Annotated in this window: 17 protein-coding genes and 1 pseudogene; 12 read left to right on the top strand and 6 right to left on the bottom strand. The window is 40.1% G+C overall.

The window, feature by feature from the left end:
* Nucleotides 1-68 precede the first annotated feature (68 nt).
* Nucleotides 69-1,265, top strand: a pseudogene (locus ACM0OW_RS22060) (sensor histidine kinase); the annotation flags it as partial.
* Nucleotides 1,266-1,292: 27 nt separating this feature from the next.
* On the opposite strand, the gene ACM0OW_RS22055 reads toward ACM0OW_RS22060, so the two are convergent.
* Both ACM0OW_RS22055 and ACM0OW_RS22050 read right to left on the bottom strand, forming a co-directional pair.
* The gene (locus ACM0OW_RS22055) at nt 1,293-1,535 is read right to left on the bottom strand and encodes a DUF6737 family protein (RefSeq protein ID WP_414552381.1); all 243 of its coding nucleotides are present in this window, start codon (nt 1,533-1,535) and stop codon (nt 1,293-1,295) included.
* Between the two features lie 53 nt (nt 1,536-1,588).
* Nucleotides 1,589-2,041 (bottom strand): hypothetical protein, encoded by a 453-nt coding sequence (locus ACM0OW_RS22050; protein WP_414552379.1) that lies wholly within the window; start codon nt 2,039-2,041, stop codon nt 1,589-1,591.
* Nucleotides 2,042-2,454: 413 nt separating this feature from the next.
* Between ACM0OW_RS22050 and ACM0OW_RS22045 the strand changes: the two genes are divergently transcribed.
* A complete protein-coding gene (locus tag ACM0OW_RS22045; protein ID WP_414552377.1) occupies nt 2,455-3,336 on the top strand; it encodes a D-Ala-D-Ala carboxypeptidase family metallohydrolase in 882 nt (293 codons plus the stop codon).
* Here the strand turns inward: ACM0OW_RS22045 and murG are convergent.
* Entirely contained in the window at nt 3,330-4,409 is a 1,080-nt protein-coding gene (gene murG, locus ACM0OW_RS22040; RefSeq protein WP_414552375.1) for an undecaprenyldiphospho-muramoylpentapeptide beta-N-acetylglucosaminyltransferase, read from the bottom strand. The two genes, ACM0OW_RS22045 and murG, sit on opposite strands and share 7 nt — an antisense overlap.
* An 85-nt stretch (nt 4,410-4,494) precedes the next feature.
* Between murG and ACM0OW_RS22035 the strand changes: the two genes are divergently transcribed.
* Together ACM0OW_RS22035 and ACM0OW_RS22030 are read left to right on the top strand one after the other, a co-directional pair.
* A complete protein-coding gene (locus tag ACM0OW_RS22035; protein ID WP_414552373.1) occupies nt 4,495-5,427 on the top strand; it encodes a nuclear transport factor 2 family protein in 933 nt (310 codons plus the stop codon).
* A 147-nt stretch (nt 5,428-5,574) separates the two neighbouring features.
* Entirely contained in the window at nt 5,575-6,348 is a 774-nt protein-coding gene (locus ACM0OW_RS22030) for an SDR family oxidoreductase (protein WP_414552371.1), read from the top strand.
* A 253-nt stretch (nt 6,349-6,601) separates the two neighbouring features.
* On the opposite strand, the gene ACM0OW_RS22025 is transcribed toward ACM0OW_RS22030, so the two are convergent.
* The gene (locus tag ACM0OW_RS22025) at nt 6,602-8,224 is read right to left on the bottom strand and encodes a mechanosensitive ion channel family protein (RefSeq protein ID WP_414552369.1); all 1,623 of its coding nucleotides are present in this window, start codon (nt 8,222-8,224) and stop codon (nt 6,602-6,604) included.
* A gap of 754 nt (nt 8,225-8,978) precedes the next feature.
* Here ACM0OW_RS22025 and ACM0OW_RS22020 point away from each other — a divergent pair.
* On the top strand, nt 8,979-10,001 hold the full coding sequence (locus tag ACM0OW_RS22020; protein WP_414552367.1) for an AI-2E family transporter: 1,023 nt from the start codon (nt 8,979-8,981) through the stop codon (nt 9,999-10,001).
* Nucleotides 10,002-10,304: 303 nt separating this feature from the next.
* Here the strand turns inward: ACM0OW_RS22020 and ACM0OW_RS22015 are convergent, their stop codons facing one another.
* Nucleotides 10,305-10,958, bottom strand: coding sequence for a general stress protein (locus ACM0OW_RS22015; protein ID WP_414552365.1), 654 nt, complete (start codon nt 10,956-10,958; stop codon nt 10,305-10,307).
* Nucleotides 10,959-11,252: 294 nt separating this feature from the next.
* On the opposite strand from ACM0OW_RS22015, the gene ACM0OW_RS22010 reads away from it, so the two are divergent.
* From ACM0OW_RS22010 to ACM0OW_RS21995, 4 genes are all read left to right on the top strand, one after another.
* On the top strand, nt 11,253-14,855 hold the full coding sequence (locus tag ACM0OW_RS22010; RefSeq protein ID WP_414552363.1) for a response regulator: 3,603 nt from the start codon (nt 11,253-11,255) through the stop codon (nt 14,853-14,855).
* 68 nt (nt 14,856-14,923) lie between these two features.
* Complete coding sequence (locus ACM0OW_RS22005) at nt 14,924-15,754, top strand: CheR family methyltransferase (RefSeq protein ID WP_414552362.1); 831 nt, start codon at nt 14,924-14,926, stop codon at nt 15,752-15,754.
* On the top strand, nt 15,754-16,326 hold the full coding sequence (locus ACM0OW_RS22000) for a chemotaxis protein CheB (RefSeq protein WP_414552360.1): 573 nt from the start codon (nt 15,754-15,756) through the stop codon (nt 16,324-16,326). Before ACM0OW_RS22005 ends, ACM0OW_RS22000 begins: the two co-directional genes overlap by 1 nt.
* A 75-nt stretch (nt 16,327-16,401) precedes the next feature.
* Nucleotides 16,402-18,081, top strand: coding sequence for an ATP-binding protein (locus ACM0OW_RS21995; protein ID WP_414552358.1), 1,680 nt, complete (start codon nt 16,402-16,404; stop codon nt 18,079-18,081).
* On the opposite strand, the gene ACM0OW_RS21990 is transcribed toward ACM0OW_RS21995, so the two are convergent.
* Entirely contained in the window at nt 18,078-18,419 is a 342-nt protein-coding gene (locus ACM0OW_RS21990; protein ID WP_414552356.1) for an ArsR/SmtB family transcription factor, read from the bottom strand. The genes ACM0OW_RS21995 and ACM0OW_RS21990 overlap by 4 nt on opposite strands.
* Before the next feature lie 79 nt (nt 18,420-18,498).
* Between ACM0OW_RS21990 and trxA the strand changes: the two genes are divergently transcribed.
* The 3 genes from trxA (at nt 18,499) to ACM0OW_RS21975 (ending at nt 20,289) form a co-directional block, all read left to right on the top strand.
* Nucleotides 18,499-18,828 (top strand): thioredoxin, encoded by a 330-nt coding sequence (trxA, locus tag ACM0OW_RS21985; protein WP_414552354.1) that lies wholly within the window; start codon nt 18,499-18,501, stop codon nt 18,826-18,828.
* 73 nt (nt 18,829-18,901) lie between these two features.
* Entirely contained in the window at nt 18,902-19,561 is a 660-nt protein-coding gene (locus ACM0OW_RS21980; protein WP_414552352.1) for a nitroreductase family protein, read from the top strand.
* Between the two features lie 5 nt (nt 19,562-19,566).
* Nucleotides 19,567-20,289, top strand: coding sequence for a glutathione binding-like protein (locus ACM0OW_RS21975; protein WP_414552351.1), 723 nt, complete (start codon nt 19,567-19,569; stop codon nt 20,287-20,289).
* Nucleotides 20,290-20,874 lie beyond the last annotated feature (585 nt).

The raw sequence follows: 20,874 nt of genomic DNA, 5'->3' as shown, positions 1-20,874 counted from the left end.
AGCGCCGCAGACAAAGCCAGGCGCTAGTGAAATTAGCTCGAAGTCAGACATTCCAAGCCGGTAACTTGAATGCAGCGCTTAGAGAAATTACGGAAACTGCGACGCAAACACTCTCAGTGCAACGGGTAGGCGTGTGGTTATATAACGAAGATTGTTCAGCAATTGAATCTATCGATTTATATGATGTCAGCCAAAAAAACCATACTTGTGGCTGGTGTTTTTTAAAAGCGAATTATCCTGCTTATTTCCAAGCTTTGGAACAAGAGCGCACCATAGCAGTCAACGAGGCCATCAGAGATCAAAGAACCCAAGAATTATTTACCTCTTATCTTGGTGTGTTTGGCATTACATCCCTGCTGGCTGCACCGATTTGGCTGGGAGGTCGTTTGCTGGGAGTAGTGTGTTACGAAAACTTGGGCGCGGTTCGCCAGTGGACTTTGGCAGAAGAAAATTTTGCCGGCTTTATAGCAGATTTTGTTTCTATGGCCATAGAAGCAAGCGATCGCGAAAAAAGTGAGGCTAGCGATCGCAAACAAGCAGAGTTAAACCAAAGTGGATCTCAAACAGCCGCAGAAGCTGGTAGTCAGGCTAAAACTGAATTTTTAGCAACCATGAGCCACGAACTGCGAACACCTCTCAATGCCATTATGGGCTTGTCCCAGTTATTACAACAAGAAATGGTTGGTTCCCTAAATGATAAACAGAAGGAGTATGTTACTTGCATATACAACAGTGGAGAACATTTGTTGTCAGTGATTAATGATATTTTGGATTTATCTAAGGTTGAAGCAGGTAAAGAAGAATTATCTCTATTACCTTTGTCGGTACCAGAACTCTGTAATTTTGTTTTATCTACAGTCCGCGATCGCACCTTAGAAAAAGGACTACAATTAATCTGTGAAATTGATTTAAAAGCAGATGTGTGCATTGCTGATGCCCAACGCGTTCAACAAATGCTACTTAATCTTTTACAAAATGCCATTAAATTTACCACCGTCGGCGAGATATCTTTGACAGTTGAGAAAGTACCTAGAGGCATCAATTTTATAGTTTCTGATACTGGTATTGGGATTGATGCCAATCAGTTTCAATTTCTATTTGAACCTTTTCAACAACTAGATAGCCGCTTAAATCGTCAGTATGAAGGGACTGGTCTAGGTTTAGCCTTAACACGCAAGTTGGCGCGTTTGCATGGCGGGGATGTAACCGTGGTATCAACATTAGGTGAAGGCAGTCAATTTACTCTTTTTCTACCAGATAAATAAAATGGTTTTTTAGGTTATGTTTCTGAATTAATCCCGGCTTTTTTCCATATATGAATCCAAAGCGCCACTGCGAATTATTAGTTGCGGCCAAATTAACAGAAAAAACACCATCCATGCTAAAACAGGGATGGAAACAATCACCGTGATCCAAATAGTTTGAAATATTAACCAACTACCGCTAATCAGTGTTACCCCTGTGAGAAGTATAGACCAAGGCTGGCACCACCAAGGTTTGTAGTGCCAAGGACTTAGAGGTTTTTGTTCAGACATTGGTTTGATATTCAAAACTATCCCAACTGTAGCTCAAAATGGCACAATTACTTTTAGCGTTTTAATTGTTCCCGCCATTCGTCCAAAGAGATATATTTGTTATCTATAACATCTAGGACTTCAATGACATCTCCTGTATTCAAGACACGAAACCAATAAATTGTGGTGTCGTGTTTCGGTTCACCGTCAAACACTCTCACTTTGTAGTAGGGGTCATTGGGCGTAGGATAATCATAAACAATTGCCGCCACTTGTATAGTCCCCTGAGAAAGGTATTGAATTTCTTTCGCTTTGCGTTGTACTAGTGGTAACTGCCAAACTAAGTCGAAGGCGGCTTTTTCATCGATTTTGCTCGTCACAGTAGGTTCGTCTAATTCCACAACTGTTTCTGAAGAATTTAACGCCATCTGCATATAGTTTCTGGGTTTTCGGCTAATAGCTAACTGGTCTACATATCCTATAATCACAGCAGAAGCCACAACAGGAAACCAGATTAATTTTGTCATAAAGACACCTCAGCATTGATTGTGTGTCGCAAATCCGTAAGATTTTGTGGTAATAAATTGTACAACAAAATCAGGCGCACATAAAGAACAGTCTCAAAAACTTGTGCCAAATTGCAGAAAAATTAGAAATTTTTCATCCGAATAAAGCTAAATTATCAATGCTAATAGGAATTATTTTTACTTAGCAATTTTAATTATGATCGGTAGTAATTATACAATGTGTTAAAATAAGCCATATCAAGCTTATTTAACGAAAAAACGAAATATATGCACTAGTAGATTTCCTATGCAGGTATAGATTCTTTCTGGTTCCCGCGTCCCGATTGCCCGGTTTAAATTCTCAGGAAAATTGTTGATTTTCCTGAAGGGTAAGGGCATCAAGGACAGGAAAGCGAATCATGGAGAGTTGATTTATGACGATTGATATTCTGCTGCTATTCGCATGGTTTTGCCGCCAATTTTCAGGAATCGTTGCGGACATAACTGAAGTTTTATTTATTCCCAACCTAATTTTAGGAGCTACATCTATGACAAATCCTGCTGCCGAAGAATTTATTAACTTAGGAAAGATTCAGGCTTCTAATATTACAGTCAAACTGACTGAAGTGGAAGCTGAGACTATCAAAGAAATCCAAACTCTGCTAAGTAAAACAGGACTTTATACAGGTAAAGTAGATGGCATCGTTGGCAATTTAACTGAAAAAGCGTTTGCAGACTTCAAAGCGAGCGTTTGGCTAGATTCTCCCGAATTTTTGGGGACAAGCACTGCGGCTGCATTGCTGGAAATTGCCGTAAATCATCAAGTTATTGAAGAACAAACCCAGGAATTAACACCCTTACCTACATCGTCTTTGGGTACGAAAACTGGTAACAGTATGAAGCTAGTAACTGGTGTTACAGTTTACGAGAATGAATTGATTGTTCCTGGGATACCTCTCACTTGGGGAGAAATGACCAAAGGTTGCGATCCTCGAAGAGCGCCGGAGTCAAAAAATGTGATTAATAATATTATTAAAACAGCTCAAGGCTTTGGCAAAATTCGCGATAAATATGGCATTCCCATTGGGATAAATTCTGGTTATCGTCCACGCGCAGTTAATCGCAGCATTGGAGGTGCAAGCCATTCCCAGCATATCCAAGGATTGGCCATTGATATTCGCCCCTCAGATGGTAATTTTACGCGACTAATGGAAATTTGTCGGGCTTCTGATTGCACTGGATTGGGAAGAGGAATGCATAGAGGCTTCATTCATTGTGATTGGCGGCCTGGTGGTCGAGTAGTTTTTAATTATTGAAAAATTTCAACTATCTCGCGCACTAAAGAAGCTAATTTTTCCGCACTATCAGGAATTGCGATCGCTTTAGCATTTTCTGCCATTTTTGCTAACTCTGTTGGTGATTGTAATAAATTTAAAACCTGAGTTTGCAATATCTTGGTTGTTAACTCAGATTGTTTAAAAGTTAACGCTGCGCCAGCTTGAGTAAATACATCTGCATTATAAGTTTGATGGTCTTCGGCAGCAAAGGGGTAGGGAATCAATATAGCTGGCGTTCCACATACCCCTAATTCTGTCAAGCTACCAGCACCAGCCCGACTAATGGCTAAATTGGCTCGTCTTAATAAGGCTGCCATATTGTCGTAAAAGGGTAATGATATATATTGTGAATGCTTGAGGCTTTCAGCTTCGGGATCGCGATCGCCTGTTAAATGTACCACATAAGCACCCGCATCAAACCAAGCCGCAGCTGACTGGCGCACTAGCTGATTCACTGCTACAGCCCCCTGACTGCCGCCAAAGACTACAATTAAAGGCACACCATCAGGAATAGGTAAATCTAGTGATATATCAAGTCCTTGATCTAGGAACTGAGAACGTACCGGAGTACCTACACAGACAGTTTTAGCACGAGGGAGATACTGACTGGCTTCGGCAAATCCTAAAGCCACCGCATTGCACCAAGGGCCAAAAAATCGCGTAACTTTACCTGGTAAGGCGTTAGATTCATGAAAAACCACAGGTAAACCCAAAGAACGCGCTGCAATCACGCTTGGCCCGGCGATATAACCTCCAGTAGTAACGACACCTTGGAATTTGCCTTGTTTGAGGATTCGCCTAACTTCTAGAATCGCCGCCATTAGCTGACCCAAGATGCGGAGTGTGGATAATCCAAATCCTTGCTGAAACCCTTCAACTGCAATAGTATTCAAGGGGTACTGTTTGGGGACAAGTTGAGTTTCCAGACGATTGGGTACACCCAGCCATTCAATTTCATAGTCTGGCAGCTTTTCGGCCAGTGCGATCGCGGGAAACAAATGTCCACCAGTTCCACTGGCAGCTATTAATAATTTTATCGGTGCGTTTACCATCAAAACTCTACCGTTTAGCGCTTAGGTTATCTAAGATAAAACAATTTCCTGACGTTCTTTACTCAAATCAGTAAACTCTTACCAAATGACTAACATTACTGCCTTATTACTGAAACACCAACAGAAATTTCCTCATGGTATTTGGTTAATTTTGTCTCTGTTTATACTTGGTTTTGCGAGTAATGGGCAACCCGTTCAAGCGAAGACACCAGGACAAACGCAACCCGTTTCTGCTGCTGTGAAAGAATCTCAGATGTCATTAAGACAAAGGCTTCGTCAATCCCGAACAGCTAACGGTGTTTCTCAAAGCATCCCCACCGGGGTAACTCTCCCCAGTAATACGCCCACTGAGTTGAGAAATCTGTTAACCCAAATGGATAGAGCAGCTAGTCAAGGCGATATCAAAGGAGTAATGCAATTATACGGCCCTAACTTCACACATGGAGATGGATTAAACGCCCAATCTCTAGAAAAGTCTTTGCTCGCCCTCTGGAAACGATATCCCCAGTTACGATATAGTACACAATTGCAATCTTGGAAAGCTGAAGGCAATGTGATTGTCGCCGAAACCGTGACTAATATAACTGGCTTACCTTCTGCCAATAGTAACAATTTGGCTCTCAATGCTACTATTACTTCACGCCAAAGGATTCAAGGTGGAAAGATAGTTAATCAAACAATTTTGTCAGAACGTAGCTTAATTACCTCTGGTAACAAGCCTCCCCAAATTAATATCAATTTACCACAGCAGGTCAGAGTCGGGCAGGAATATACTTTTGATGCCATTGTTCAGGAACCACTGGGCGATGATTTTCTCTTGGGAACTGCAATTGAAGAACCAGTCGAAGTTAGTAAATATCTCAATCCCACATCTGTAGATTTGGAATTATTGACATCTGGCGGACTGTTTAAAGTGGGACGCGCACCATCTACGCCTGGGAACCGTTGGGTTTCGGCGGTAATTCTTCGGGGTGGTGGGATGACTATGGTGACTCAGCGTCTGCAAGTTGTCAGGTAAAAAATAGGAAATGGGCGGGTTTAAGCAGTGAGTCTGTGGGGAGACCAAATTTTTAATAAACCCGCCCCTACAGGAGTAGGGAGGATTTTTTGTTTGATTGTTTTCTTGGTATTTAGAGTATTTTTGACGTTTAATTTTTAATTAATCATGATTTCTCTACAAGATAAAATTATTCTGATTACTGGGGCGAGTAGTGGTATTGGTACTGCTTGCGCCAGAATTTTTGCTAATGCGGGGGCAAAATTAATTTTAGCGGCGCGACGATGGGAACGCTTGCAAGCATTAGCGGATACAGTGAAAAAAGAGTTTGGGATAGAGACTCATTTATTACATTTGGATGTGCGCGATCGCTCGGCGGTAGAGTCTGCCATTTCCAGCTTACCTCCTGCCTGGTCTGATATTGATATTTTGATTAATAATGCTGGTTTGAGTCGCAGTTTAGACAAGTTGCATGAAGGCGACTATCAAGACTGGGATGAAATGATTGATACCAATATCAAGGGCTTGCTTTACCTCACCCGTTATGTAGTGCCGGGAATGGTGAAACGCGATCGCGGCCATATTGTGAATTTAGGCTCCATTGCTGGGCATCAAACCTATCCCGGTGGTGGCGTTTACTGTGCCACTAAAGCGGCTGTGAAGGCAATTTCGGAAGGTTTAAAACAAGACTTGCTGGGAACCCCTGTGAGGGTGACATCCGTTGACCCTGGGATGGTGGAAACGGAATTTAGCAATGTGCGTTTTCACGGTGATACTACACGCGCTGACAAAGTTTACCAAGGAGTTACCCCTCTGACAGCCGATGATGTCGCTGATGTGATATTTTTCTGCGTCACGCGATCGCCTCATGTTAATATCAACGAATTGATCCTGATGCCTGTGGATCAAGCCAGTGCCACCCTAGTTCATCGACAAATATGAAGAGTGCATAATTATTTATCGCTCAACATGATGAAAAACAAAAAATGTGTGGGCTGATACAATAATTTCTAAATAACTGTTATAGGCTTTGAACACCCTTTACTTATACCCTTATGGCGGATATTTCCGCTAAAGAAGCACCAGAGCGATAGGGAATTACTCTAACAAGTATAATCAACTTGTGAAATTATCTGAGTAATTTCCTCCGCCCTGGTGATTTACTTAATTTTACTGATTTCAAATAAATAGAGTGCTATAAATTTTTACCTTTTTTACTACTACTAGGATTTTGAGATAATTCTCGTAGGGTTGCTTCTAAATCTGGTGATACCTCTAGAGGTAAATTTCCAGAACGGATGTGTAAATCTCGCTGAGGAAAGGGAATTTGGATGTGATATTTCCGGAAAAGTTCTTCAATGCGGAAGTACAAATTACTTTTGACTAAATATTGTTCACTAGGTTTAGCAGTCCAAACCATCAGTACAAAATTTAGGGAACTATCCCCAAACCCGACAAAGAAGATAGTCGGTGTGGGAATCTTCAAAATTCCAGTTTGTTCAAAAGCCGCATCTAATAGTGCTTTCTTGACTGCACTGATATCAGAACCATAAGCAACACCAACCGGAATTCGCAACCGTGAAACTGGGTTTTTATAGCTCCAATTAATGACCTTATCTTCCAGAAAGCGGGAGTTGGGGACAATAATTGAAATTTGATCTAAAGTTCGTAATAGGGTACTACGACCACCAATACGCTCTACTGTACCTTCTATCTCACCAACTTGGACAAAATCGCCCACTTGAATTGGACGCTCAAACAATAAAATTACACCACTACCAAAATTTTTGGCGATATCCTGGAAACCAAAACCAATCCCCACCCCCAAAGCACTTGCCAGAATTGTAAGTGAACTTAAATCTAAACCCCAAACCTGTAATAATACAATTGCGCCAACGATAATAATTGTATATTTAGTGATCACCGCAACGGCTTCTTGAGCGCCTCTATCTATTCCTGTGAATTGTAAAATTCGAGTCCTCAAAAGGTTTGTGGCTGCACCGGCTAAAATCATCAGTCCTAATAACAGAACTATCAAAATTAGCAAATAAATAACTGAATATTGACTTTGACCTAAAGTTAATATAGGAGATGTTAAAGTTTGAATTAATTGATTAGCCAGACGGTAGCTCCAAATCCGGCTGAAAGGTAATAAATTGGTAATGTAGAGAATGACACTTACCCACACCCACATCCGTGCCGCCAGTAGGGTAAAATTAAATAACAAATTCAAAGCTGTGGACGAACTAGAATCTACATCTGCTTCATCAGGAGATGGGGGTAAGCGTTGTAAAACTTCCTGTCGGGAACGTTTCCATAGCCATCCTAAAAACCTGTGACAGGCAAATGCTAAGATTAAAATGCCAGCACTCAGCAGCAAGGCATTACGAATAAAGTCAATACTGCGCTCTTTTTGAGCTTGCTGTAATACTGTATCCAGTTGCATAATCCAAGCTTCTGCTTGTTCCTGCGGTGTGTTATTCTCCACAGCATCTGCCTGGGTAACAGTCAGTAGATATTGTTCATTTACTATAATTGTTGGTGATTCATTCCGTTCTTGAATGACTACCTCCACTGGTTGTTGAGATAAGACAATCTGACGCAAGCGCGAGTTAATCCAATCTGCCCGTTCTCTGGCTGTAAATTGCTCAGTTTTACCAACTTGAAACACCAAACGACCATCAATGCTAACAGGTGATTGTTCTGTTGCTAAAGCAGGCGCAACTATCAAGAACAGACTGAAAAGAGCAGGAATTAAAAATTTGGTAATCCAGGAACTAAATAGGTGGGATTGTGGTCGGATAAGTTTTCGAGTCATTGAATTTATTGGCTGATTACAAATACTTGAGGTGATAGCCCAGTTGTTCAAAAAATAACTGTGACTAACGGTATCACAGGAATTTACAATCAATTTTTAGATTGTTCGGTTCGCACCTATCAAGATTACCCTAATTTACTAAAGCTGGTTTCATTCGGCTGCAAATAAGCTTGATTTCTGTAAGTATAGAGACTTTTAAGTTAAAAATCTTCCCAAAACCTGACTTAATAGACCTTTTATACCATTTCTTAATGAAGATGTGCAGAAATATAGGACTACTATTTGATTATTGAACAAACAAGTAGGGTGTGTATAGCCCAAGGGGCATGGCTACGCTAAAGCGGTAGCGTAACGCACCAAAGCCTTAATAACGGTGCGTTACGGATTTCATCCTAACGCACCCTACAATACTTATTTTTTTCATAAATCAAACCGGATTCCTATATATGAATAACATTCTCGTAAGAGGAGGCGCGGTGCATACAGCCAATGGACAAAAATACACAATAAACTAAATTTGTTGTGATTTTTTACCAGGCAATAGTAAGAGTGCAAATTGATATATTGTGAGTATGATAAAATAAATTTATCGGTAAATTATATTTTTTTGGTCTGCTATATCTATCTAAAGAAAGAGATAATATTTAAATTTAATATCAGTCTGAAAGTGGCTGGTGTCTTAACGAAAAAGTAGTAAGCTTAAAAAATAGTTCAGCACAATTGCTTTGAATATTTAAATAAGGGAGGCAGCATTGTGCGTTTTGGGCAATGCATTAGCTTACTCGCCATCGTTATATCACTTTATATTCTTTGGCAAATTCGGCAAATTATTTTAATTGTATTTGCATCTGTAACTTTAGCAACTGTGTTAAATCAACTAGTAATATTTTTGCAGAGATTTCGGATCAAGCGTAGTATTGCCATTTTTATTTCAATTACTCTTGTAGGATTAATTTTAGGGGGATTTTCGGCTCTAATCTTACCGCGAATTACACAGCAATTACAACAATTTAGTTATTTGATGCCAATGGCATTAGAACGAATACGTTTATGGAATGATTGGTTATTACGGGTGATTCCCAACAATGTTTTAGAAAATATTCGTGATTTAAGATATCTTACCCAAAATTTAGAAGTTTGGTTAAACCAAATATTGAATAACTTTTTCTTTTTACTTACTAGGTCTCTGAATGTTATTTTAGGGTTGCTGTTTTTTGTGGCTTTGACGATCATGTTTATGGCAAATACTTCCTCTTATAGAAGAGGGTTTATCCTGCTATTTCCTGCTTTCTATCGTCAACGTGTGGATGAAATTATGAATAAGTGTGCTTATTCTCTGGTTGGTTGGATAAAAGGCACACTCATAACTATGTTATTTATTGCTGTTGCCAGTTATATTGGTTTAATAATATTCCAAGTACCATTACCACTGGTTAATGCTTTGTTAGCAGGATTTTTAGAGTTTATCCCGAATATTGGTCCCACACTGAGCGCTATTCCACCAGTTATACTTGCTCTAGGTGATGAGCCTTGGAAAGCTGTATTTATAGTATTATGGTATGTGGCTATTCAACAACTAGAAAGCTTTGTTGTTTTACCTTTGGCAATGCGTAGTCAAGTATCTTTGTTGCCAGCAGTTACGTTGTTATCAATTGTGATCTTTGGCAGTATTTTTGGATTCTTAGGTGTGTTTCTGGCTGTACCACTAGTGATTGTTTTACAAGTTTGGATACAAGAAGTTTTAGTGAAAGATGTCCTGAATAAATGGGATAATTAAGAGAAATAAGCATATTTTTACAGATAATATCTAGAATCTGGTTTGATTTATGTTGGCGTAGCCTGCGCTTGGCGCTTAAAGACACGTAGTGGCGTAGCAAGCTTAAAATGATGCAAGAAATTGCAGGTTGGGTTGACCAAAGGAAACCCCACATCATTGGCGGCGTTGGGTTGCGCTGCGCTTAACTCAACCTACGTTTAATGCACTATTTTAGGCTTGTCAGTCCACTACAATACTTCTTTTTTCATAAATCAAATAGGATTCCTATACTTGCAAAATGCTGTATGCCGGGCTGATTATAAACTACTTAATTCGATTACCTCTGTCAACAATGTTCACACCGGGATCAGTAGTCGTTCTGTCCATGTAAGTCTCCGTATTACGATGACCTGTAGGAAGTACATCGGTAGCCGGAATAGAACTATCAGAAATGTTGTGTACTCTCCATTCACGAATACCCAGACTCATCAAAAGAGCAGCCGCACGGTTAATTTTATCCTCTGGTCCGTCTAGGATCACCAAGTAGTCTCCCCGTGATACTCGCTCACTATAAGCTTTGGCTTCTTCTTCGGGAATACCCAAACCAGTCAGCGCTCCGACAATACCACCTGCGGCTGCACCCAGTCCAGCACCGGCTAAAGTTGTAGCGATCGCACCACCTGCCAGAAAAGGCCCAACTCCAGGTATAATCAAAGCCTCAAGACCTACAAGTAAGCCCCCAAGACCTCCTAAGACAGTACCAGTTGTAGCACCAATCCCAGCACCTTCTTGAGCCTCAGTTTCACCTCTATCTGTGACATCAGTTCCAGCAATTTGGTCACTCTCACCTGTGTCTTTGGCTAAAATAGAAACACTATCCATAGAGAAACCTGAGTCTCTAAGTTGATTTAGTGCTGTTTCAGCTTGTTGTCGATTAGGAAATGTCCCAATTGCACGCTTATATCTTTGAGATACCATTTTTCCTCCTGAAAAAATTAGAACTGTGTCCACACAAAAGTAATTTTTGTAGTCATACTTCTCCCAGGTTCTCTGATAACATCAAATTATTCATCAATCCATAGATTTAGTTTGTTATCCATCACAAGAAGGTAGCCGTATTTCAGCCGCAGTCGTGAGGAGGAGTGTGTGTTGAGTTCTGGGTAAAAAACTTTCCTCAAGGATAGGGGCTGGAAGCAGGGTTGTTCTGTGTCATAAATCCCAAATCTAAAATTGTTTAATTTGTTTAAATTAATAGTATAAAAATTATCCTAAATGTTTAATCGTTTGAAAATTGGCACTAAAATTGGCACAGGTTTTGCGGTAAGTTTGACCATTTTGCTGGGTATTGGTCTCATTTCTTACAAAGGCACTCATGAACTGATTGCTGCTTCGCGGAGAGAAAAACATACCTACCAGGTACTAAATCAATTGGAAGCACTTGGCTCTCAATTAGTATATGCAGAAACTGGACAACGGGGTTATATTATTACCGGAGAAAAACGCTATTTGGAACCTTATGATAATGCGGTGAAACTTATCAATAAAACATTTGAGCAATTAGAGACATTAGCGGCAGATAATATTTACCAACAGCGCCGATTTGATAAGTTACGATCACTTATCAATGAGAGAATGACTCTAATGAACAACTTGATTAACCTCCGAGAAAATCAAGGCTTGGAAGCGGCTCAAAAAGTTATCCTTACAGATGAGGGTAAGAATTTAATGGAGCAAATCCAAACAATTATGAAAGAGATATCTAATGAAGAGACTCTTTTTCTACAAGAGCGTTCTAATCAAGCAAGTCAAGCGGCTGAGAGAACTATAAATAGTATTACTTATAGTATTCCTCTGGTGTCTCTGCTTTTAGCTGTAATTGGATTTGGATTAACTAAGCATATATCAGCACCACTAACGAAACTTTCGCAGACGGCGGAAAATATTGCTGATGGCAATTTATCTGTCAGTTTACCACATAGCAATCGCTTGGATGAAATTGGTATTCTGACAAGAACTTTTAATCAGATGATTGCTAATTTGCAAAACATCACGAAAAAAAATGACCAGCAAAATTGGTTTAATTCTAATTTAGCTGATTTTACCCAAATGCTTCAGGGGCAGAGCAGCCTAGAAAGTGTTTCTCGGATGATTTTGTCGAATCTTGCACCATTGCTGGGCGCACAACAAGGGGTTTTTTATTTAATGGATACGGCTGATAACCAGCCTATATTAAAGCTTTTGAGTAGCTATGCTTATCAAGAACGTAAGCATTTAGCCAATCAGTTTCGCTTAGGTGAAGGATTGGTAGGACAATGTGCCTTAGAAAGAAAAAGGATTCTGTTAACTGAAGTACCTAACGACTACATCCGGATTACTTCTGGATTAGGTGCAGCTTTACCATTGAATATTATTGTGCTACCGATACTATTTGAATCTGATGTTACGGCTGTAATTGAACTGGCATCTTTTCAGCCATTTAGCAATCTGCATTTGACATTTCTAGACCAACTGAGTGAAATCATTGGTGTATTTTTGAATAATATTGCCGTCAATACCCAAACTCAATATTTACTGAATGAGTCTCAAATTTTGACAGAAGAGTTACAAGTTCAGCAAGAAGAACTTAAGCAAACTAATCAAAGTTTAGAACAGCAAACACAGGAATTAGAAAAATCACAATTCTTGCTGAAGCAGCAACAGGAGGAGTTAAAGCAGTCTAATGAAGAATTACAGCAGCTAAATGAGGAGTTAGAAGAAAAAGCCGAATTATTAGAGGTACAAAATCGAGAAGTTGCTCGCAAGAATCAGGAAGTTGAAGCAGCGAGAAAATCTTTGGAAGAAAAAGCCGAACAGTTGGCTTTATCTTCTAAATATAAGTCGGAATTTCTGGCAAATATGTCTCATGAATTGCGAACACCATTAAATAGTTTGTTAATTTTAGCTAGATTATTATCAGATAATGCTGAAGGGCATTTGACTGATAAGCAAGTAGAGTACAGCCAGACAATTTACTCTGCGGGAACGGATTTATTGGAATTAATTAATGATATTTTAGATTTAGCTAAAATTGAGTCTGGAAATCTGGCGGTAGATATTGAACAAATTAGCTTTATAGATTTGCAGACATCAATACAGAGAAATTTCTCTCAATTTGCCCAGGATAAAGGGATCAGTTTTGCAGTTGAATTAGAAGACAACTTACCAAATGTAATTTCTAACGACCCTAAACGCTTACAACAAATACTAAAAAATCTCCTAGCTAATGCCTTTAAGTTTACGGAATCAGGAGGCATAAAATTAAAAATTGGCATGGCTGATAATGTTGACAACAGCGACATTCCCATGATTACTTTTGCAGTTAGTGATACAGGTATTGGCATTCCATTAGATAAACAGAAAATTATTTTTGAAGCATTTCAGCAAGCAGACGGTACAACCAGCCGGAAGTATGGGGGAACAGGTTTAGGTTTATCAATTAGTCGTGAACTAGCTCAACTTTTGGGGGGAAGAATTGAATTATATAGCCAACCACAACAGGGTAGTACTTTTACTCTCTACTTACCTCAAACTTATTCAGGTAGTGAGCGAACTCCAAAGGATGAAGTTTTATCTCCATTAAGTTTAGTGACTAATCTATCAGATAATCTGCCGACTAATCAGCCTCCTGAAATTATAGATGATCGTGAACAAATTCGCCCAGGCGATCGCGTGTTGCTAATTATCGAAGATGATGATAAATTTGCCCGCATCTTCCTAGAAATCGCACGTCAACAAGGCTTTAAGGTGATTATAGCTTTAGAAAGTAAAATAGGTCTGGCTTTAGCGCAGCAGTTCAAACCCGATGCTATTACTTTAGATATCCAAATGCCAGATACAGACGGTTGGTCAATATTAGACCGTTTGAAGCGTGATTCCGAAACTAGACACATTCCTGTCCATATTCTTTCTGTAGATGATAGAAAACAACGGGGGTTACAACTAGGAGCAATTACTTATTTACAAAAACCCATATCTCCAGAAGATTTAAATCAAGCATTAACTGAAATTAAGGGTTTTATTGAGCGGAAAGTGCGGAATCTTTTAATTATCGAAGATGACCCCGTACAAGCGCAAAGTATTATAGAATTAATTGGTAATGGCGATGTCCAAAGTACAGCAGTGCATACAGGAAATGAAGCTTTGAATATTTTGGCATCACAGCGATTTGATTGTATGGTGTTGGATTTAGGTTTGCCGGATATGACTGGGTTAGAATTGATTGAAAAAATTAAGCAGCAATCTAGTCTTTTGAAGTTGCCAATTATAGTTTATACAGGGAAAGAATTAACTCGACAAGAAGACATTCAACTGCGACGACTGGCAGAAACAATCATTATTAAAAATGTGCGATCGCCTGAGCGTTTATTAGATGAAACTGCCTTATTTTTACATAGAGTTCAGGCAGATTTACCCCAAACAAAACGGCAAATGTTAGAGCAATTACGTCAAACAGATCCAATTTTAGCTAATCGCAAAATTCTGATTCTGGATGATGATTTGCGAAATATATTTGCTATTACCAGTTTTTTGGAAAGCTATCAGATGGAAGTATTATTTGCCGAAAATGGCAGAGATGGCATAGAAGTATTACAAGCTAATCCTGATATTCATGCTATCTTAATGGATATCATGATGCCAGAAATGGATGGTTATGAGACAACCCTAGCCATTCGCCAGCAACAGCAATTTCGTTCATTACCAATTATCGCTTTAACTGCCAAAGCTATGCCAGGCGATCGCCAAAAGTGCATTGAATCGGGAGCATCTGATTATATCACAAAACCTGTAGATACAGAACAACTACTTTCTTTACTGCGAGTTTGGCTATATCAGTAATTCTGCATAGAAAGATCCCCGACTTCTTGAAGAAGTCTGGGATCTGAGGCCATATAAATAAATTAACTATGAATTTACCTAAACCTTCCTTAGAGGACATTGAGATTAAATTACTATTAGAAGGAATATATCAATACTACGGTTATGACTACCGTAATTATGCTTTATCTTCACTGAAACGGCGGATTAAAAACTTTATGCAGTTGGAGGGTTTAAGTAATATTTCCGCATTACAAGAGCGATTACTACATGAGCCTAACTGTATAGCTAGATTTTTGCTGAGTGTGACAGTAAATGTCACCTCAATGTTTCGTGATCCTGGCTTTTATCTGGCTTTTAGAAATCAAGTTATTCCATTGTTACGCACCTATCCTTTTATTCGCATCTGGCACGCTGGATGTTCAACTGGGGAAGAAGTTTATTCAATGGCGATTTTACTACAAGAAGAGGAACTTTACCACCGTTGCCGCATATATGCCACCGATGCAAATGAACAAGTTCTACTCAGTGCCAAAAATGGAATTTTTCCTTTAAAAAGAATGCAGGAATATACGCAGCTTTACCTGAAAACAGGTGGTAAGCGGTCTTTTTCAGAATACTACACAGCAGCTTATGACAATGCTGTATTTCGAGCATCCCTGAGAGATAATGTAATTTTTGCCCAGCATAATCTGGCTACTGATAGTTCTTTTAATGAATTTAACGTCATTTTTTGCCGCAACGTTTTAATATATTTTAATCAGATTCTGCAAAAACAAGTACACGAATTATTTTATAATAGTCTTTGCACCTTTGGTATCTTAGGTTTAGGTCGCCAAGAATCCCTCAAATTTACTTCTTATGAGCAGTATTATGATGAAATAGCTCAGGGCGAAAAGCTTTATCGGAGGCTAAATTAGTGTCTTTTGAATTGGTGGTTATTGGTACTTCGTTAGGAGGATTATCTGCACTACAAACAATTCTGGGAAATTTACCTGCGGATTTTTTCGTACCAATTGCTATTGTGCAGCATCGGCATAAAAATTCTGGTGGCACATTGCGGGAATTACTACAAGAACACTCATTGTTGCCGATCAAAGAGGTTGAAGATAAAGACGAAGTTTTACCAGGAAAGGTCTATTTGGCTCCAGCAGACTATCATATACTGATTGAAGCAGGCTATTTTGCTCTTTCTACAGATGAGCCGGTTTCTTATGCTAGACCATCTATTGATGTGCTGTTTGAGTCGGCATCTGATATATACGCTGAACAAGTGATTGGTGTTATATTGACAGGGGCAAATGAAGATGGCGCACAAGGGCTGAAAAAAATCAAAGCACGGGGAGGAATGGCTATTGTACAGGAACCAACCACGGCAGAATGCTCAGTTATGCCAGCAGCAGCAATCTCGGCGGTGAAAGTCGATGGAATTTTACAGCTTTCGGAAATTGCTCAACTATTGGTTACACTTTGTCAAAAAAATAAGTGCTGAGGCGCGATGATCGCGTCTAAACAAAGAAGTAGTAAGTAAGAAAACAGTTCATAGACTATTTAACTAGATCAACTCATGCAACCGGATTCCAAAGTAAATATCCTTTTGGTGGATGATAAGCCGGAAAATTTACTGGCACTAGAGGCAATACTGGAAAGACTAGGACAAAACTTAGTCAAAGCCACTTCTGGAGAGGAAGCTTTCAGGTGTCTGTTGCATCAGGATTTTGCCGTCATTTTACTGGATGTGCAAATGCCGGGGATTGATGGCTTTGAAACTGCTACCCTAATTCGTAGTCGCGGGCGATCGCATCACACTCCAATTATCTTTCTGACAGCCTTTAGTACCAGCGATCAAATGCTGTTTAAAGGTTATGCCCTGGGCGCTGTGGATTATCTGCTTAAACCCCTAGATAGAGATATATTGCTCTCTAAAGTTACAGTATTTGTCGAACTTTTTCAGAAAACACAAGCAGTCCAGCAACAAGCAAGGGAACTCACAGCGATTAATGCGGAATTAAGACAAAGTGAAGAACGTTTCCGTTCACTGAGTACCTGTTCCCCCATTGGAGTTTTTGAAGTTGATACAGCAGGAAACTGTAAATATACTAATCCCTGTTATCAAGAAATTTGTGGCTGTAGTTTAGCAGAAAGTTTAGCAAGGCAATGGATCGAATGTGTGCATCCCCAAGACCAAGCACAAGCGATCGCTAGTTGGTCTGCTTATATTCGCGAAGGTCAGGAATATTCGGCAGAATACCGCTTTCAAAAGCCTGATGGTAGTCAGCCTTGGGTTAAGGTTCGCTCTTCACCTATGTTTTCTAGTCAAGGTGAATTACTCGGTTATGTGGGGACTGTGGAAGACATTACTGAACGTAAGCAAGCTGAAGAAGTTCGCGCCCAAATGATTCGAGAACAGACGGCTAGACAAGAAGCAGAAGCCACAAACCGGATGAAAGATGAGTTTTTGGCTGTGCTTTCCCATGAACTCCGCACACCTTTGACTTCAATGTTAGGTTGGTCAAAAATCCTCCGTGCGAAGAAACTGGACGAAAAAGCCACTGCACGGGCTTTGGATGCCATTGAACGCAATGCAATTTCTCAAATGAAATTGATTGAGGATATCTTAGATGTATCACGAATTATTCGTGGTGAGTTACGGTTGCATTTAACTGTTGTGAATTTAATTTCTGTAATTGAGGCGGCTTTAGAATCGGTGCAACCTCTAGCAGAAACAAAGAATATTCAATTAAATCCTATTCTCGATAGTTCTCTTGATTCGGTTTGTGGAGATCCAACTCGTTTGCAGCAAATTGTCTGGAATTTACTGACTAATGCCATTAAGTTTACTCCTGAAGGCGGAAAAGTAGAAGTTTTGGCTCATACTATAGAATCACGGGTGCAAGATAATTTATTTCCCCATGAAGAAATCAAACTCTCCTCTAATTCTGCCCCCTTAAGGTTCTCTAAAACTGCCTATGCTCAAATCCAAGTGATTGATACAGGTATTGGCATTAACCCAGAATTCTTACCTCAAGTTTTTGATCGTTTCCGACAGGCAGATAGTACCACAACGCGATCGCATGGTGGCTTGGGTTTAGGATTGGCTATTGTGCGTCATTTAGTAGAACTCCACGGTGGGATAATTTCCGCAGACAGTTTGGGTCAAGGACAGGGTTCGACTTTTACAGTGAAAATACCCCTGATGCAAGAAAACATCAATCTTAAAACCGTTGAAGAAAATATGTTGAGTTAACGACTGTTCACTGATGATTGTTGATACACCATAAACGGTTGTGCCGACCTTAATACCGCATCCAATAACCCTGGAAACAATGCCTCTAAATCCTCACGCCGTAACCTATTAATGTGTTGTGTGCCTTCTTTATGAGTTAGCACAACTCCCGACTCTCGGAGGATTTTAAAGTGATTGGACATAGTGGATTTGGCGATCGCAAAATCAAACCCTGCACAACACTGTTCTCCCTGAGTGGACAACAATCGCACAATCTCTAGGCGCACGGGATCGCCCAAAGCATACAGTACTCCTGGCAAGGAAATATCTTTTCGGTCTGGATGATATAAAAATTTCATGGTTGCATTATCGCTTTAAATGCCCTATATTTTGTTTATTCGATAAAATCGAACAATTGAATTAAAGCAGGAGGCAATTATGTCATCCGTTATAAATGTCACAGAAGCCACATTTAAACAAGAAGTCTTGGAAAGCGAAATTCCCGTTTTAGTAGACTTTTGGGCCCCTTGGTGTGGTCCTTGTCGGATGGTGACTCCAGTTGTAGATGAGGTTGCTGGCGAATATGCAGGACAGGTAAAGGTGGTAAAATTGAACACAGATCAAAACCCCACTGTTGCTAGCCATTACGGTATTCGGAGCATTCCCACGCTATTGATATTTAAGGGGGGAAGACAGGTTGATATCGTCGTGGGTGCAGTACTAAAAACTACCTTAGCTCAAACTTTAGGGCAGCACATTCAACAATGATAGCGTAGAGTCAGTAGCTGTGCTGAATGTTGAGTGCTGTAAAATCTAATATCGTAATTATCAGGAGAATCGCGTGAATCCTACCACCCAAATTAGACCTTTAGATGTACCTAACGCTATTAACCAGCGTCGTTCTATAAAAACTTTTAAAACAGACCCCATTGCCCCAGAATTGCTTCAGCAACTGGTAGAGTTAACAGTAGCTGCGCCCAGCAGTTTCAATATGCAGGGCTGGCAAATTGTACTTGTCCAAGATGAGGCACAAAAGGCAGAGTTAGCTGCTGCTGCGTGGAATCAACAACAAATTATTCAAGCCCCTGTTACCTTTGTCTTTGCGGCTGACCCCAACGCCGGGGAGGGAGATTTGACCCCAGTTTATGAACAGGCGATCGCCACCGGAGCTTGGAACGAAGGCACGGTAAACTATTTTAAAAGCGCTATTCCCCAATTTCAAGCCGGTTTGGCAGACAAACGCCGGGAATATGCCATTAAAGATGCCATGATTGCTGCTACCCATTTAGTATTAGCCGCAGAAAGTTTAGGGTTGTCCACCTGCTTTATGAATGGCTGGATTGAGGAGCAAGTTAAGTCCATAATTGGCGCAGATGATGATTTAGCAATCGCTGTTTTAGTACCTGTAGGTTATGCAGCAGAAGCACGCTTAAACCCAGGTCGTTTGCCATTATCTCATAATGTGTCTGTAGGTAAAATAGGAAATTCATATCTAGGATAAAACTAATGATTGAACTTTACTATTGGACAACCCCCAATGGACATAAAATTACAATGTTCCTGGAAGAAGTTGGACTACCATACACAATTATTCCGGTAAATATTGGGGTTGGAGAACAATTTCAGCCGGAATTTCTCCAGATTTCTCCTAATAATCGCATTCCAGCAATTGTTGACCATCAACCTGTCACTCAGGATGGATCTATTTCTGTGTTTGAATCTGGGGCAATTTTGCTGTATTTAGCCGAAAAAACCGGAAAATTGATTTCTGAAAATCTGCGCGATGGGCAAAGCCCCGCCTCCGGCGATCGCGTTGAAGTCCTCCAGTGGTTATTCTGGCAAATGGGGGGACTCGGACCAATGGCGGGACAGAACCATCACTTTAACAAATACGCACCCGAAAAGATTGATTACGCCATTAATCGCTATGTTAAAGAAACAGGACGCTTATATGCGGTGCTAAATAAGCGCCTAGCGGATAGAGAATTTGTGGCTGGCGATTATTCCATAGCAGATATTGCTGCTTATCCTTGGATTGTCCACCATGACAGCCAAAGCCAGAAACTAGAGGATTTTCCTCACTTGAAGCGGTGGTTTGAAACAATTCAAGCTCGTCCGGCGACTATTCGCGCTTACGCCAAAGCAGAAGCATTCAAAAATCAGGAACTTGATCTGGAAAAATCACGAGATTTGTTATTTAACCAGTCGGCGAATACAGTAGAGAACTAAGTCTCAACTGTTATTTATTAACGACTGAAACAAAACATTAACTTTAGTAAATTCAGGGTTGCATATTACCAAGTTAGTGATAACTTAATCAATAGGACACAAAAGAAAAACAACTAACCCCCAGGGTAAATGACTGTGTGTCCCCTGTCATCAACCCAAACAAGTATCAGCAAATCAATAGAAGTGGCAAAAACCTAAATTTATGGTCAAAGCCAAATCCTGAAACGGAAACAGTGAAATTGCTGATGTTGTGAGATGCTCTGTAAACCTTAGTTTTGAACTTTCAAATAATTAACAAGTTTAACAATTGCAAAACCGTGAACCTATAAAAACCTGGTCAACCCGTACCAGGTTTTTTGGTTTTGTAGTAATTTCTCAAATCAAAACTTAGCACTCAGCACTCATGTAAGGGCGGGTTTATTAAGGATTTCGACGAACCAAAAACTAACTGCTTAAACCCGCCCCTACCCTGACTTTTCACGGCATCTGGAAAACCCCGCTTCCATTCCTGTCCCCTGCAAGGAGCTACCGTGTACACACAAGTCGGGAAATTCTCTTTTGGGTCATGAAACCCCACCCCTAACC

It is taken from the genome of Anabaena sp. CCY 0017, assembly GCF_963920885.1.
GTDB lineage: Bacteria > Cyanobacteriota > Cyanobacteriia > Cyanobacteriales > Nostocaceae > Nodularia.
Note: the sequence above shows the minus strand (reverse complement) of the source record. Positions and strands in the feature narration are given on the sequence as shown.